This window comes from Bacillus sp. SG-1 (assembly GCF_000181495.1).
Taxonomy (GTDB): domain Bacteria; phylum Bacillota; class Bacilli; order Bacillales; family Bacillaceae_B; genus Rossellomorea.
The window spans coordinates 1-14,835 of sequence record NZ_ABCF01000021.1 but is presented as its reverse complement, the minus strand read 5'-3'; the positions used below and the strand labels follow the sequence as shown (position 1 = coordinate 14,835).

Here is a 14,835-nt window from a genome sequence, read left to right as displayed (position 1 = left end):
TACGCATAGTTCCTTCCATTATACAGGATTCACGCCATTAGTTTAAGGACGGACTCCTAAGTAAAAAAATAGGCTGACCTTGACATTTGATTAGAATAGAATATAATTAATCAAGGTATTCCTACTTGTTTGATATGAATTATAAGAATAGGTGATTAATATGTTTATCAATATAGAACATCTCAATAAACACTTTATAGATAAAGATGGCCAGCCGGTAACGGTTTTAAAAGATATCGACCTTTCAATCGAAAAGGGAGAATTCGTTTCAATCCTTGGTCCGTCTGGATGTGGAAAATCTACCCTGTTGAACATTGTTGCCGGGTTGACTTCCGCTTCTTCAGGGGTGATCGAAGCAGCAGGCCAATCGATCAAAAAGCCTGGGAAAGACAGAGGGATGGTCTTCCAGCAGGCAGCATTGTTTCCGTGGCTTAACGTCCTGGATAACGTCATGTTCCCTTTAAAAAAAGAAATGACTAAAAAAGATGCTGCCGCGCAGGCAAAGAAGTATTTAAAAATGGTGCAGCTGAGCAACTACCTTCATCATTATCCTCATGAACTTTCCGGTGGTATGCAGCAGCGTGTGGCGATTGCCCGCGCACTGGCAATGAATCCGGAAATCCTGCTGATGGATGAACCATTCGGGGCACTTGATGAACAAACGCGCTCCCGTCTCCATGAGCAGCTGGAACAAATCTGGATGGATACGAAGAAAACGGTAATGTTTGTAACGCACAGCATCTCTGAATCTATTAAGCTTTCAGACCGGATCATCGTAATGGGAACCCGCCCTGGAACGATCATAGCGGATATAAAGGTAGATATCCCTCGTCCAAGAGAAGGACACAAAGAAGAGATGATCGCAATCGAGGAAGAAATCATGGTCCATCTCAAAAAAGAAATCGATAAAGTAGTCAGCGAGGAATTAGCTTATGAAGCCAATAGTTAAAAGACTTATATTTTTTGCAGTAGTCCTTTTTCTTTGGGAAGGCGGTGCCAGACTGGGATTATGGCCAAAAATCATTCTTCCTGCGCCGACGGATGTCTATCAGTCGTTAAAAATCGGCTTCTCTGACATGACCCTTGTTTATGACCTGATTGCCAGTTTCAGACGCTTATTCATCGGTCTCGGAATTGCCTTATTGATCGGAACCTCAATCGGTGTCCTTCTTGCCAAGTCAAAAACGGCAGACGATACACTCGGTTCCCTTCTTCTCGCATTCCAAAGTGTACCGAGTATCGTATGGCTGCCATTAGCCATTATGTGGTTTGGAATGAATGAAACTGCTGTCATTTTTGTTGTGGTACTTGGGGGAACATTCGTCATGGCCCTCAATATCCGTACAGGAATCAAAAACGTGCCGCCTTTATTTACCCGCGCCGCACAAACGATGGGATCCAAAGGGATTGACCTTTTCATCAGGGTGACCCTTCCTGCCTCCGTCCCTTATGCCGTCACAGGAGCAAGACTCGCTTGGGCATTTGCCTGGAGAGCATTGATGGCCGGTGAACTATTAAGTACAGGTCCTGGTCTCGGATACACACTTCGTTATGCTTCAGACTTCGGAGACATGTCACTCGTTATCGGCGTCATGATTATCATCGGTGTCATCGGTGCCATTGTCGACCAGCTGATCTTCTCACGTATCGAAAGATCTGTTTTGAAACGCTGGGGGCTTCAATCTTGACCAATTATTCAGAGCAGCTTTTCAATAAGTTCAGAGATAGATTGGAGCGGAAGGAGCACGACCTCCTGCGGGATTAGCGGGACGTCTAGTTCCCGATCCCGCCCCTCGGGATCGGGAACCTGCAGCGGAAATCAAACTTTTTATAAGGATAAAAACATTAATAATCAGGAGGTACAACTATGAAAAAAGCACTCTTGTTTTTTACAGTATTACTAACTTTCGCCGGGCTTCTTGCCGGATGCGGCACTGCTTCTAACTCTGGCGGTTCAGGTGAATCAGGCAGCGGGGAGACCGTAACCATCGGATACTTCCCTAATATAAACCACGTTCCTGCAATGGTTGCCAAAGATCAAGGTTTCTATGAAGAACAGCTTGGTGATGGAACGACAGTAGAATATAAGACGTTCCCTGATGGAGCTTCTTTCATGACTGCCCTTAAAACGGGTGAAATTGACGCAGGGCTTGTCGGACCAGGACCCGCTATGAACAACTACTCTACTGGTGCGGATGTTAAAATTATCGCTGGCGCTTCAACTGGCGGAATAGTGGTTCTGGCCCGCGCTGACAGTGGAATTGAATCTGTTGAAGATTTCCCAGGCAAGACATTCATCACTCCACGTGTTGGATGTACTCATGATGTTCAAGTTGAAACGTTCCTTAACGATATGGGTATTACGTCTGAAAGAATTGGCGGCACTATGAAACATATCACTGGCAACCCGGCACAATATCAAGCGATGTTTGAAACAGGCAAAGTGGATATTGCAGTTGCCCCTGAACCTTGGGCTGCTGTCCTTGAACAAGAAACCGGCGCGATAGTCATCATCAATGCTGATGAAATCTCATTTGGTGAAACACTTCCGGCATCTGTTTTGGTTGCTTCCGGAGAAATGATCAAGAACAATCCTGAACGCATCCAAAACATTGTGGATGCTCATATCAAAGCGACAGAATTCATTCAGGAAAACCCTGAAGATGCAAAAGAAATCACAATCAAAGATGTAAAAGAAGTAACAAAACAAGAATTGAGCAAAGAAGTGGTTGACAATGCTTGGGAAAGAATAGGCTTCACATATGAAGTGGATTCAGAAGCAATCCAGGCTTTCGCAGATTCTTCTTATGAGCTTAAATTCCTAAAAGAAAAACCAGACTTCTCTGATTTGATCGACAAACAATTCATCCAATAATCATTCACGGCTGATCCCAACATTCGGATCAGCCGTTTTTAAGGAGGAAAATATATGAAGTGGTATAAAACAGCCCTTCTCTTACTGGCAGGCCTGTTGTTCACCGCCTGCTCCAGCCAGCAAGAAATTGAGGAATCCTTTCCAATGAGTATGGAAGTGGAGGAATTTTCGGCCATCAACCAGGATGGCAGGGAAGTTACATTGGAAGACCTGAGGGGTGACATCTGGGTTGCTGACTTCATCTTCACCAACTGTGACACCGTTTGTCTTCCAATGACCGCTAACATGGCACAGCTGCAAAAGAAGCTGAAAGACAGCGGTTTTGATGATGTTAAATTAGTTTCATTCAGTATTGATCCGGAAAATGATACACCTGAAATCCTGTTGGAATACAGTCAGCGATATTCAGCCGACTTGAAACAATGGGAGTTCCTCACCGGCTATCCACAGGAGGAAATTGAACTCTTCGCCAACCGCTCATTCAATACACCTGCTGCAAAAGCGGAGGGATCGGATCAGTTCGTACATGGTACTTCCTTTTATTTGGTCAGCGAAAACGGAACGGTTCTTAAACAATACGAAGGGGTCAGTGGTCCCCCCTTTGATGAAATCATTGCTGATATTAAGAAATTGAACTAATTCCCTCTAACTTCTGATAATATACTAGTGTAGAATTTTTTAAGGCTCTTTTCTTAAACTTTGTTGCTATTTAATATGAATTTCGAAAAATATAGAAATCTTCACACAAAATATCCTAGTAAGCTAGGAAGAAAAGAGCTGCTCTCCCTGTTCAGAGAGAAGAAACCTTGTAACCAGGGGAAAAATCCGGCCCCAGGGATTTTTCCGTAAGCAACAATCTATTTGAAACCTATTTAAAGAACTTTAAGTGCTTATCAGCTAAGAGGAGCAGTGAATAAATTGCAGTACATCTTTAAAAACACACTGGCTGCCCGACTCCCTAAGTGGAGCAGCGGCGTTCTATTATTGTTATGCATAGCAGGGGTTTCCAAATATCTCGGCACCCTTTTCCCTCTCGTAGGAAGTATTTTATTTGCCATCATGATCGGTATCGTTATAAATAACACGACCGGAGTTCACGAGGTTTTCCAACCTGGACTCTCACTGACATTAAAGAAACTTCTAAAAGCAGCAGTCGTCATGCTCGGGGTCAGCCTCAGCTTTGCTGACATCCTTTATATTGGGCGGCAGTCATTTCTGATCATCCTTGTGTCCGTCATTTTGGGAATCGTTATCACCGTCTGGTTCGGCAAGCTGCTGAAGATGGATCGGAAACTGGCCCTTCTTATCGGCGTGGGAACAAGTATTTGCGGGGCGACAGCCATTTCTGCCGTTAAAGGGGTGATAGACTCCGATGACAATGAAACAGCCTACGCCATTTCGGTCATCGTTTTCTTTAATCTCATCGCTTTTTTCCTTTATCCTGTAATCGGCCATATTCTTGACCTTACTGCTACATCGTTTGGAATCTGGGCGGGAACGGCGGTTCATGACACCTCTTCGTCCATTGCTGTCGGATATGTGTATGGAAATGAAGCCGGCCAAGTCGCCACTACGGTTAAACTGGCGAGAACACTGTTTCTCCTCCCGCTTATCCTGGTGCTCCCCATTCTGTTAAGAAACGAGAAACAAAAAGGCTCACAGGCTGCTAAGAAGGCATTTCCCTGGTTTGTCCTGTTATTTCTGGGAGTCAGCGTCATTAACTCATTCGTAGTCATTCCTGCTCCAGCGGAAGAAATCGTGACAGACACAGCCAAGTTTATCATTATCATGGTGATGGGAGCTGTCGGTCTTCAGGTAAACCTCAAGCAGTTCGCCAAACTGGGGTTCAAACCCCTGATAGCCGGGCTTGTTGCCTCTTTGGCAGTCTCTGTTATCAGTTTAATGATGATTTTGTTTTTATAACAGGTATGCTAAAAAAGCTCAGGGCTTCCCTGGGCTTTTTACTGTTCATGGAGGTCTATTCGAAAAGCTGTTTCAGCAGCCATTCAAAAAGGCACTATTATCCTATCGGATTATTGATATTTCACTATCAACCCGCACGCCAGCCGTTTTCCCGCATCACCTGCCGGCTGTGTACGGTAATCATCCGGATTTTGATGGATGATTACTGCTTTGCCCACTACATCCTTGGGGCTGAATTTGTTTGTAAAGAATGACATTCTCGCATAGCCGTTATTCGAGAACAGTACCGGAAAGTCGCCGGCATGGTTTCCGTGAGGCTGATCGGTCGGATTCCAGTGGCCCCCCGCTGCTTTGAACGGTTCGTTTTCGTCTCCTACTTCACAACTACCATTTTCATGAAGATGGAATCCATGAGGCCCTATTGGATCTTGATCCCCCTCCCCTTCCTTAAACTCCGGAAGGCCGTCTACCTCTACATGAACCTCCGTCCCGTTCGGAACCTCCCTGAAAACAACATAGCCTTTCAGGTCAGGCGCCAAGGGGCCTCCTTCAATTTGGGCATAGGAAATAGAGGGAACATTCCTGAAGGGTTGATACCCATAATAATAGCCGTGTTGAGCACCATAATAATAAGACAAATCACTTCACTCCTCCACTTGTGTTTCTGCCACTAAGGTATGTAGAATTGCCCAAATGCGTGAATGTCTTACTTCCTGCCGCAGTTTAGCTTATAATAGAGAAAACAGATAAGGAGACGTGTTCATGTCATCAACAGAGAAAAAGAAAATTAATCTTGCACAAGCAATGAAAGAGAAACTGGCTCAGAAGAAGGAGCAATCAGAGGGAAAACGGACCGGCATCGTAAAATCGACGCAGCCCCTTAAAAGCCAGCTCACCAAGAAACCCAATAACCAAAAGAAAAGGACGGGGGTTTAAATGGACGGTCAGCAGCGTGCCGCTATCTCACAGGGAATTGAAGTCGATATCGTATTGAAAAAAGACCAGAGAACCGGCAACACAACGAGAGGAACTGTAAAAGATATCTTGACGAATTCTGCCACACATCCGCATGGGATCAAGGTCCGTCTGACAGATGGACAAGTCGGCCGGGTGAAAAGAATCTTTAAATAACAGAATCATATTACAAGCCTTTTCTGTTAACTGGCACCTCCACCTTTCAGCACATCCAAATGTTTATGAGAACTTGTTCAAAGGAATAGGTACAAGTGAATTCAATCAAAGGAGATGAGATTTTGGCACAGACTGATCTGAAGCAAGAAGTTCTTAATGTCCTTGATAACAGCATGGTTGGAACACTCGCTACTGTGGTGGAGAACAAACCTCATTCCCGTTACATGACTTTTTTCAATGATGAACTGACGCTTTATACACCTACCAGCAGCGAAACACACAAAGCTGATGAAATTGAAAAGAATCCGAATGTCCATGTATTGCTCGGGTATGAAGGGAAAGGCTTCGGGGATTCTTATGTAGAAGTGGAAGGAAGAGTGGAAATCAGCAAAGAAGAAAGCTTAAAGAAGAAGCTTTGGAATGACGAAATGAAAAGATGGTTCAAAGGTCCGGACGACCCTGACTTGATCATTCTTAAAATTCACCCTTCCCAATACCGTTTAATGAATAAAAATGGTGAAGAACCGAAAGTACTCGACTTGTAGTGGTTCTGAAAGGCAAGCGCAGCTTATGGCACGCTTGCCTTTTTAGTGTTGAAATATTTACATTCCAGATATATTCTCCACTTCTCAAATAACATTTTTCTTCTCAAATTTCCAGAAAAATAAAATCTGGCCGTTTTTTTACAAGGTTAGAAGGTAATATGGAAGTAGATGGATAATAGTTACAGAGAAGAAGTTTTTGTACCGTTGGCATTTGATTTCGTTTTAACTCAGCAGGACTAGAATTACGACAGAAAAGAATGGAGTGGTAAGGGTGAAGTTTAAATGGGTAGGAATCATTTCAGTCTTTCTGGTAGCCGGTATACTTGGATCTATCTTTTGGTATGAAATTTCCCAGTCCTCCGAACAAGCAGAAGATGAAACGGAATATTATGAAGCAGGTGCCGATCAATCTGAAGCAAACAGCATTAGTGAAAATGAAATTCCAAACGCCATGAGAGAAGATGATCTTCAGCAGAAAATTCATGATATGAGCCATCAAAAAGTGAAGGCGGCTCAAAAGTGGGGCAGTCTGGAAATCACCCCTGAAAGAATCGATCACTTGATTAGTGTGGTTGAATCAGGAAACTATGAACATTCCCATGTGTATCTTGATATCTTATACGGCTGGAAAGAAGGCGATTTTTCCGAGGCTGATAAAGACCATAATACCATTTGGCGCCTCCAAGGCGGTACAATCGGAAAGGCGACTGGTGTGCTGTCCGTAGCAGAAGAACAGAAGTATATTGAAAAGCATTTTCGATAAATTCATTCCCATAAAGGAAAAATGCCTCTCCTCTAATGGGAAAGGCATTTTTCACTGAACTATTCTCCTAAGTCCACATTGTGAAAGACCTGCTGAACATCTTCAAGGTCTTCAATGGCATCAATCAGTTTTTCAAAATCTTCCTGAACATCTTCCGGAAGACTGATATCGTTCTGAGCAAGCATTGTCAGTTCTGCAACCGTGAAGTCCGTTACTCCTGCATTTCTGAATGCTTCCTGCACCGCATGGAATTGGTCAGGCTCTGCATAGATGATCACCGCATCATCTTCTTCAAGGATATCCCTTGCATCTACGTCTGCTTCCATTAAGATCTCAAGGGCTTCCTCAGCACTCTTCCCTTCAATCCCGATGACCGCGGTCGAATCAAACATGTATGCTACAGAACCGCTTACCCCCATGTTACCGCCGTTTTTCCCAAAGGCTGCACGTACTTCGGAAGCTGTACGGTTTACATTGTTGGTAAGGGCGTCAACGATGATCATGGAACCGTTCGGACCAAACCCTTCATAACGAAGATTATCAAAATTCTCTTCAGTGCCGCCCTTTGCCTTTTCAATTGCACGGTCAATGATATTTCGTGGTACATTATATGTTTTGGCACGTTCAAGAACAAACTTCAAAGCCTGATTGGATTCCGGATCTGGTTCACCTTGTTTAGCGACTACATAAATTTCTTTCGCAAACTTAGAATAGATACGACTCGTATTTGCATCTTTTGAAGCTTTCTTTTCTTTGATATTATTCCACTTACGACCCATATACTCCACTCTCTTTCAAAAAGTTGCTAGTCTTCCTTTCTATTATACCGCAGTACCTTTCCTGTTTCGAGATTATTTCCTTAGATTGTAGTGAATCTCTGGATGAGATTTGTTCTCCTCGTCGATGATTTCCACTGTGACTTTTTCAATGACTGTTGTGAATTCTTCTGTGAACTGTTCGGTTTCTTTTAGTGCAAATTAATAACCACTTATCTCCAGTTATCCTATTACCTAAATTATTGTTAAGCCTGATTTCCGCTCCAGGTACGTGACTCCGCGGGGCGGGCGGTGAGCCTCCTCGGCTTCGCCTGCGGGGTCTCACCTGTCCCGCTAATCCCGCAGGAGATCACGCACCTTCCGCTTCAATCGATCCAATATCGTCCCATACGATTAATGTGTAAATAGCATTTGAATATAATAGCAGACACTTCCTCAAGTATACTTGTAATATATAGGGAAAGAGTAGCTATCTTTTCTAGGAAGTAATCATTATGAAATTCGGGAAATATGGATAGGACTAATCTGGAAAATCACAACTTTTATCTCTTTTATCCTGTCCATTTGTATGATATATTTTCTGAAAGTTCAGTTTTTATTATGACTTTAGGAGGAATGCTTATGAATGGTACAGTAAGATTGATTCCTTATGTCAAAGAAGAAATTTTCGAAACTGCGTCAGAAATGCCTGCAGGCGTCGACATGGTACAAGCCCCTCAAGTTTGGAAAGCAGGAATGAGAGGAAACGGTATTACCATCGCTGTCCTTGATACAGGTTGTGATGTAAATCATGAAGAGCTCAAAGGAAGAATCATCGGCAAACGCAATTTCACGGATGACGACGATGGGGCTGAAGACAATGTGACAGATTATAACGGACATGGAACACATGTGGCCGGCACAGTTGCCGCGAATGAAAACGGACAAGGGGTTGTTGGGGTCGCCCCCGAAGCGAGCCTTTTAATCATCAAAGTTCTGGCTGGGGAACAGGGCAGCGGAAGATATGATTGGATAGTTGATGGAATTCAATATGCGATTGATCAGGGAGTGGATGTCATCTCCATGTCACTCGGGGGTCCCGCCGATTATCCTCCGCTTCAGGCTGTCATCAGGCAGGCTGTCGATAAAAATATCTCCGTTGTCTGCGCTGCCGGTAACGAAGGTGATGAGAATGCCGCAACGGATGAGTTCTCTTACCCTGCCTCTTATAATGAAGTGATCTCGGTCGGTGCCATTGACTTTGACAGAAAGTCTTCTTACTTTACCAACTCCAATAATGAAGTCGACCTTGTGGCGCCCGGTGAGAATATCCTATCTACCATTCCCGGCGGAAAATATGCTAAATTCAGCGGCACATCCATGGCCGCTCCGCACGTCTCAGGTGCTTTGGCATTGATCAAACTTCTAGAGGAATCCAACTTTGACCGGAGTTTATCTGAATGTGAATTATACGCTCAGCTTGTGAAACGGACGATCCCTCTCGGTTATCCAAAGGCACTTGAAGGCAACGGGCTTTTATATCTGACCGCACCTGAACTGTTGATGGACTACTTGCAGCAGGCCAAATTATCATTGACGGTTTGACAGTAAACTGTTTAGTAAAAAGGAGCCCGGATTGATCCGGACTCCTTTTTACGGTGCACTTTTAACACCTTGTCATACCAGATTTCAACAAATAAAAAGCGAAATCAAGGGTTATGTATTGTCTTCCCTGATTTCGCTTATCCAATGTCAGCGGCCAGTGCCTGGCAGATTTCAGTATCCCTCCTTGTAAATCTTGCAGGAGACATCCAGTGCTGTTAATCGGCCGCTTGTCCGTTTTTGAATTAACGCAGTTTACTTTCCACCTGTTGACATACTTCATCTGCGCTCAACCCGTTAGCTTCGATAACAGAACCTTGTGTTACCGCATTTGAAATCCCCATTACATTGGAATCCAGCCCAGTCACTACACAGCAGTCACAGCTTTGCGCATCAGACTCCTGCTTCAGTTCCACAACATCATGACCTTTTTCACGAAGTGCTTGTACAACATTTTGAAGAGATTCTTCTACTCCAATTCTTGACATGTTTCCACACCTCCTTAACATACTCATAGGATTTTCTATCACAGGCAATGGTATTCATTTTATTTTTTGTTTTTTTGTTTCCCGCTTTTCTTTTGGCTCTGACTTTGACTGTTTCCAGTCTGGAAATCATCCGTACTGAATTCCACGTCATTTTTCCCTTGTTGTTTCGCCAGCTGTTGTGATGTTTGCTCAAGATTTTGTTTTCCAGGTTTGCTCATATCCAATCCTCCTCGGTTCTATCTTGGCTGCACTATTATCTGCAGCATTGGCATTCGAGGTTAGTCTTTGCATTTTTTTCATGTTTTATAAGTATGTTTCCAACTGTAAAGAACAAGTTTATCCCCTTGTAGACCGGGTATTAATTAAGTATCAGAAACAATTTGGAAGGATGGATTTTAGATGGATCAACAATTACAAGAACTCATTGATGGACTTAACGAAGATTTAGCAAACGAATATACAGCACAGATCATGTACACAAATTATGCTGCAGTCGTTTCCGGACTTCACCGCGGAGTGTTAAAGCCTTTCTTTGAAGGAGAAGTCAGCGATGAGCAAGGGCATGCTCTATACCTGGCAGAAAAAATCAAAACACTTGGCGGTACTCCGACAACCACTCCAGCTCCTGTAAAGCAGACTGATGATGTCAAAGAAATGCTTCAGGAAGCCCGCAAAGCTGAAAAAGAAACAATTGACCGCTACAAGCAGCGTAAACAGCAAGCAGAAGAACTCGGATTCACTGAATTGGTCGTTAAACTTGAAGACCTCATCTCTGACGAAACGCATCATATGGAAGAGTTGGACCGTCTGCTGATGGATCCGGTATTTCAATAAAAGTGAGTGAAAAAGGCTTTCTCCGTAATGGGAGAAAGCCTTTTAATGTGCAGTGGGATGGCAAGAACTTGAATTAGACGGATTGGTGTGGAGTGGATAAGGCCATTTCTTCTTTTGAAATGGGATGAGATGGCCTCATGGAGCGGGCATAAGACCAAGGTCAGCATTGATTCTTAATTATCAATAGTTTTAAAACCGATGCTCATCTCGATTTTACCTTCCACTCTCTAAATCACCGTGTAATCCCGCCACTCCTCCGGCAGCATCTCCTGGTATTTCGGGGTCAAATACCGGTCATCAACAAGTACAATCACCCCTTTGTCTTCCTCAGTCCGAATCAGCCTTCCTCCCGCCTGCAATACTTTGTTCATTCCCGGAAAAATATAGGAATAGTCATATCCTGGTTTACCTAAAGCATTAAAATGGTCTTTAATGATATCCCGGTCCTGGCCCATCTGCGGGAGTCCGACACCTGCCACAATGACACCATTGAGCCGGTCGCCTTTCAGGTCGACGCCTTCAGAAAAAATCCCGCCCAGAACAGCAAAGCCAATCAGCGAGGATTCCCGATTGGGCTGGAAAAACGCCAGGAAGCTTTCCCTCTCTTCTTCCGTCATATGTGCAGACTGAAGAATGACTTCCGCATCGGGTGAAGTTTCCATAAAGGCTTCGTATATCTCATTCATATAGCGATACGAAGGAAAGAAATACAAGTAATTGCCCGGCCGCTGCTTCAACAATTCCAGTGGAAGACTAACAAGGGGAGCAATACTTTTATCCCTGTCCTTATACCTCGTGGACAATGGCTTGATGAAAATTTCCCAGTTCTCCCTCGGAAAAGGGGAAGGAATTTTGAAACGATAGTCATCCTTGCCTCCGCCCAGCAGCTCAAAATAGTAATGAAAAGGCTGAAGGGTCGCTGAAAAGAAGATGGCTGATGAAAAACCCCTGCTTGTATGGCTTAACAGATCAGAGGGGTCCAGGCAGTAGAGCCTGACTGTCAATTCTCTTTTTCCTGCATCCACATAGGTGACGAAATTTTCATTGTATAACGCTGCGATTTTCACAAAGTTGTTTGAAGCAAAATAGGTTTCAAGCAGGATGCTTTCCTCGCTCTGCCCCATCAGCTCTGCTTCCGCTGCCGGTAAAAATCGTTGAAGCAGGTCGACCAGTTCGCTAAAAAGGTCTTTATAAACAGTTGTCCCTGTTTCTTCAGACTGCTTACGCACGTTGATAAAGAAACGATTAATTTCATTGGCACTCGCATATAATTCTTTGTTTTTCTCTTTGAAGCTTCGTTTAATTTCCAAGAAGGATGACTTGTCCAACTCTGCTGAAAACATCGCCCTTCCCCTGTCGACAAGATTATGCGCCTCATCCGTTAGAAGGACGGTCTTCTTTTTCTCTGTATCTGATAATCTTTTCAAGGAAACCCTTGGATCAAAAAGATAGTTATAATCGCAAATGACTGCATCCGCAATGTAGGAGAGATCTATGGAAAATTCGAAAGGGCACACTCTGTGTTTTCTGCTGTATTTTTCAATAACCGGCCTGGTCAGACGTGCTTCATTTTCGAGGATATCCAAAATGGCTCCGTTGATCCGGTCGTAGTACCCTTCTGCAAATTGACAGGCATCACTCTGACAAATGGTTTCCTCTTTTAGACACGCCTTGTCTTTGGCTGTAATGGTAAGAGTCTTTGCGGTCAAGCCTTTTTCCTCTAACAGTTCAAATGCTTCTTCGGCAGTAGTCCGAGTAATCGTCTTTGCTGTTAAGTAGTAAAGCTTGTCGATGATTCCTTCACCCATGGCTTTCATGCTTGGAAAGATGGTGGAGATTGTTTTCCCCGTCCCGGTTGGAGCGTTGGCGAAAAGGATTTTCTTTTCTGATATCGTTTTATATACAGCACCCGCAAGGTCTCGCTGGCCTTTTCTAAAGTTTCGAAAGGGAAATGCCAGATCAGCAGCCGTTTGATTTCTCTCTTCTTTATGATCTGAGATCAGTTTGGCAAACGGATAGTAATCTTTTACAGTAGCTGCCGCGAATTCCTCAAGTTGTTTGTAGGTGAAATGCTGCATATAATGAATCGTTTCCTCAGTATCAACTGAAATGTAGGTCAGCCTGACACTGATTCTCTCCAGATGGTGGTCTTTTGCGTAGATGTAGGCATAGAACTTCCCCTGTGCCCAGTGAACCGGATAGGTATCTTCTTTAAGTTCAGCCAGGTTTGAACGGGTGGATTTAATCTCCTCGATAATGACATCTTCCCCTTCGAATATCAGTCCGTCACATCTTCCTTCTACAGTGAATGCCAAATCCTCAAAGTGCAGGTCCGTGCTCAAGAACTCTTCCGCAAGGTCTCCCTCTTTGTAGGCCTTTTGAATTTTCTTATGCAGCCGGGTACCCTCTGTCATGGAGGAGGACGTCTGAAATCTCTGGTCAATGCTTCCGCTTTTATAAACATACTCCACCAGGTTTCTGACTGACACTTTCACTTCCTTCAAACCGGTTTCCCCCCCTCATTAAATATCCGGCTCAAAGAACGAGCCGGATTTCATCAGCCGATTTGCACTCTGCATATTGGAGCAGCTGTCATCCTGTCTTCTTGATAAAAACCACCTTCAAGTAATCGCCCTGTTTGAACTGGCTGATCGTCCGGAAATCATCAGGCAGCGAGAATTCCTCCATCAACTTATATGAACAGTTACTATCTTTGAATGCTTTGTCTATAAAGCCTTTGAACTTTTTCATGTCAAAGTTGCTGGCATTTGTGGACGCGACAATCCCACCATTTTTCTCTGTGATGGCAATCGTTTGTTTCAATAAGTCCGTGTAGTCCTTCGCTGCAGAGAAGGTATGCTTCTTTGACCGGGCAAAGCTTGGCGGATCAAGAACGACCATATCAAATTTCAGTTGCTTTTTAACGGCATATTTAAAATAGTTGAAGACATCCATGACAATGATGTCCTGTCCTTCATAATCAATCCCGTTGATGCTGAACTGCTCGATGGTTTTGGCTTCACTGCGGTTGGCAAGGTCGACACTGGTCGTTTTGGCTGCACCGCCAACAGCGGCAAAGACAGAAAACGCCCCTGTATAGGAAAAGGTATTGAGGACCGTTTTTCCTTCCGCGTACTTGTCACGGATCAGCTTCCTGACTTCACGCTGGTCGAGAAAGACACCAACCATGGCCCCTTCATTCAAGTAGACAGCAAAGTTGACTCCGTTTTCCTTGACGATGAGCGGAAACTCGGCACGTTCACCGGTTACAAAGTCATCCTCTTCAATATATTTTCCACTTTGGGCAAACCTCTTTTTTTGATAAACCCCTTTAATGTCTGCAAGCTGCTGCAGGGAAAGTATAATGTCATTCTTGAATTGATAGACGCCCTCGCTGTACCAGTTAATCAGATAGTAGCCATCAAAATAATCGATGGTCATCCCGCCGATACCGTCACCCTCTCCGTTGAATACACGGAAAGCTGTTGTATCTTCACTCTGGAAGAAATGCAGCCTTTGATTGATGGCATTTTTCAGCTTTCTTTCAAAGAAGCCCTGATCGATGCGCTCTTCTTCTTTCCAGCTTAGAATCCAACCTAACCCTTTATTTTGTTTACCGTAATAACCTCTGGCGATAAATTGCTTCCGCCCGTCAACAAGCTTGATGATGCTTCCTTCTTCTTCAAGACCGGCCGTCGACGCCAGAGCCTCTTTACTAATGAGGGGGTAGCCTTTCCTGAATTTATCTTCAAACTTTGAATGGACCGTCAGTATAATATCTTTCATCATTTCATCCTACCTTTGTATAATTTAGCCGTTACTACATATATTTCTCAGAGAGGGACAAGGGTACGCTTCACCCCTTTAACGCACTGAGAGGGACTGTCCCTCTTAGTGCGTTAAAGGGGTAAAGCATAGT

General features: G+C 43.9%; 17 protein-coding genes. 11 read left to right on the top strand and 6 right to left on the bottom strand.

Going from position 1 to position 14,835, the window contains the following annotated elements; translation table 11 throughout:
- Nucleotides 1-160 precede the first annotated feature (160 nt).
- The 5 genes from BSG1_RS10820 (at nucleotide 161) to BSG1_RS10800 (ending at nucleotide 4,798) form a co-directional block, all read left to right on the top strand.
- On the top strand, nucleotides 161-949 hold the full coding sequence (locus BSG1_RS10820) for an ABC transporter ATP-binding protein (protein WP_006837060.1): 789 nt from the start codon (nucleotides 161-163) through the stop codon (nucleotides 947-949).
- Nucleotides 933-1,688: an ABC transporter permease gene (locus BSG1_RS10815; RefSeq protein ID WP_006837059.1), complete on the top strand. Its 756-nt coding sequence runs from the start codon at nucleotides 933-935 to the stop codon at nucleotides 1,686-1,688. Before BSG1_RS10820 ends, BSG1_RS10815 begins: the two co-directional genes overlap by 17 nt.
- Before the next feature lie 179 nt (nucleotides 1,689-1,867).
- Nucleotides 1,868-2,875: an aliphatic sulfonate ABC transporter substrate-binding protein gene (locus BSG1_RS10810; RefSeq protein WP_006837058.1), complete on the top strand. Its 1,008-nt coding sequence runs from the start codon at nucleotides 1,868-1,870 to the stop codon at nucleotides 2,873-2,875.
- A 54-nt stretch (nucleotides 2,876-2,929) separates the two neighbouring features.
- The gene (locus tag BSG1_RS10805) at nucleotides 2,930-3,514 is read left to right on the top strand and encodes an SCO family protein (protein WP_006837057.1); all 585 of its coding nucleotides are present in this window, start codon (nucleotides 2,930-2,932) and stop codon (nucleotides 3,512-3,514) included.
- Nucleotides 3,515-3,784: 270 nt separating this feature from the next.
- Nucleotides 3,785-4,798: a YeiH family protein gene (locus BSG1_RS10800; protein ID WP_006837056.1), complete on the top strand. Its 1,014-nt coding sequence runs from the start codon at nucleotides 3,785-3,787 to the stop codon at nucleotides 4,796-4,798.
- A gap of 110 nt (nucleotides 4,799-4,908) precedes the next feature.
- Here BSG1_RS10800 and BSG1_RS10795 read toward each other — a convergent pair whose 3' ends face one another.
- Nucleotides 4,909-5,436 (bottom strand): superoxide dismutase family protein, encoded by a 528-nt coding sequence (locus BSG1_RS10795; protein ID WP_006837055.1) that lies wholly within the window; start codon nucleotides 5,434-5,436, stop codon nucleotides 4,909-4,911.
- A gap of 124 nt (nucleotides 5,437-5,560) precedes the next feature.
- On the opposite strand from BSG1_RS10795, the gene BSG1_RS21095 reads away from it, so the two are divergent.
- From BSG1_RS21095 to BSG1_RS10780, 4 genes are all read left to right on the top strand, one after another.
- Nucleotides 5,561-5,734, top strand: coding sequence for a hypothetical protein (locus BSG1_RS21095; RefSeq protein ID WP_006837054.1), 174 nt, complete (start codon nucleotides 5,561-5,563; stop codon nucleotides 5,732-5,734).
- Nucleotides 5,735-5,929: a YwbE family protein gene (locus BSG1_RS10790; RefSeq protein ID WP_006837053.1), complete on the top strand. Its 195-nt coding sequence runs from the start codon at nucleotides 5,735-5,737 to the stop codon at nucleotides 5,927-5,929.
- Nucleotides 5,930-6,051: 122 nt separating this feature from the next.
- Complete coding sequence (locus tag BSG1_RS10785) at nucleotides 6,052-6,474, top strand: pyridoxamine 5'-phosphate oxidase family protein (RefSeq protein WP_044022757.1); 423 nt, start codon at nucleotides 6,052-6,054, stop codon at nucleotides 6,472-6,474.
- Between the two features lie 271 nt (nucleotides 6,475-6,745).
- Nucleotides 6,746-7,237, top strand: coding sequence for a DUF6241 domain-containing protein (locus tag BSG1_RS10780; protein WP_156791465.1), 492 nt, complete (start codon nucleotides 6,746-6,748; stop codon nucleotides 7,235-7,237).
- A gap of 59 nt (nucleotides 7,238-7,296) precedes the next feature.
- Here BSG1_RS10780 and BSG1_RS10775 read toward each other — a convergent pair whose 3' ends face one another.
- Nucleotides 7,297-8,016, bottom strand: a complete 720-nt coding sequence (locus tag BSG1_RS10775; protein WP_006837050.1) for a YebC/PmpR family DNA-binding transcriptional regulator — start codon at nucleotides 8,014-8,016, stop codon at nucleotides 7,297-7,299.
- 618 nt (nucleotides 8,017-8,634) lie between these two features.
- Here BSG1_RS10775 and BSG1_RS10770 point away from each other — a divergent pair.
- Nucleotides 8,635-9,597 (top strand): S8 family peptidase, encoded by a 963-nt coding sequence (locus BSG1_RS10770; RefSeq protein WP_044022746.1) that lies wholly within the window; start codon nucleotides 8,635-8,637, stop codon nucleotides 9,595-9,597.
- Nucleotides 9,598-9,839: 242 nt separating this feature from the next.
- Here BSG1_RS10770 and BSG1_RS10765 read toward each other — a convergent pair whose 3' ends face one another.
- Together BSG1_RS10765 and BSG1_RS21090 are read right to left on the bottom strand one after the other, a co-directional pair.
- Nucleotides 9,840-10,082 (bottom strand): YkuS family protein, encoded by a 243-nt coding sequence (locus tag BSG1_RS10765; RefSeq protein ID WP_006837048.1) that lies wholly within the window; start codon nucleotides 10,080-10,082, stop codon nucleotides 9,840-9,842.
- Between the two features lie 59 nt (nucleotides 10,083-10,141).
- Nucleotides 10,142-10,300, bottom strand: coding sequence for a hypothetical protein (locus BSG1_RS21090; RefSeq protein ID WP_006837047.1), 159 nt, complete (start codon nucleotides 10,298-10,300; stop codon nucleotides 10,142-10,144).
- Between the two features lie 181 nt (nucleotides 10,301-10,481).
- On the opposite strand from BSG1_RS21090, the gene BSG1_RS10760 reads away from it, so the two are divergent.
- On the top strand, nucleotides 10,482-10,916 hold the full coding sequence (locus BSG1_RS10760) for a ferritin-like domain-containing protein (protein WP_006837046.1): 435 nt from the start codon (nucleotides 10,482-10,484) through the stop codon (nucleotides 10,914-10,916).
- Nucleotides 10,917-11,143: 227 nt separating this feature from the next.
- Here BSG1_RS10760 and BSG1_RS10755 read toward each other — a convergent pair whose 3' ends face one another.
- Both BSG1_RS10755 and BSG1_RS10750 read right to left on the bottom strand, forming a co-directional pair.
- Nucleotides 11,144-13,420 (bottom strand): ATP-dependent DNA helicase, encoded by a 2,277-nt coding sequence (locus tag BSG1_RS10755; RefSeq protein ID WP_006837044.1) that lies wholly within the window; start codon nucleotides 13,418-13,420, stop codon nucleotides 11,144-11,146.
- An 88-nt stretch (nucleotides 13,421-13,508) separates the two neighbouring features.
- Nucleotides 13,509-14,705: a class I SAM-dependent rRNA methyltransferase gene (locus tag BSG1_RS10750; RefSeq protein WP_006837043.1), complete on the bottom strand. Its 1,197-nt coding sequence runs from the start codon at nucleotides 14,703-14,705 to the stop codon at nucleotides 13,509-13,511.
- Nucleotides 14,706-14,835 lie beyond the last annotated feature (130 nt).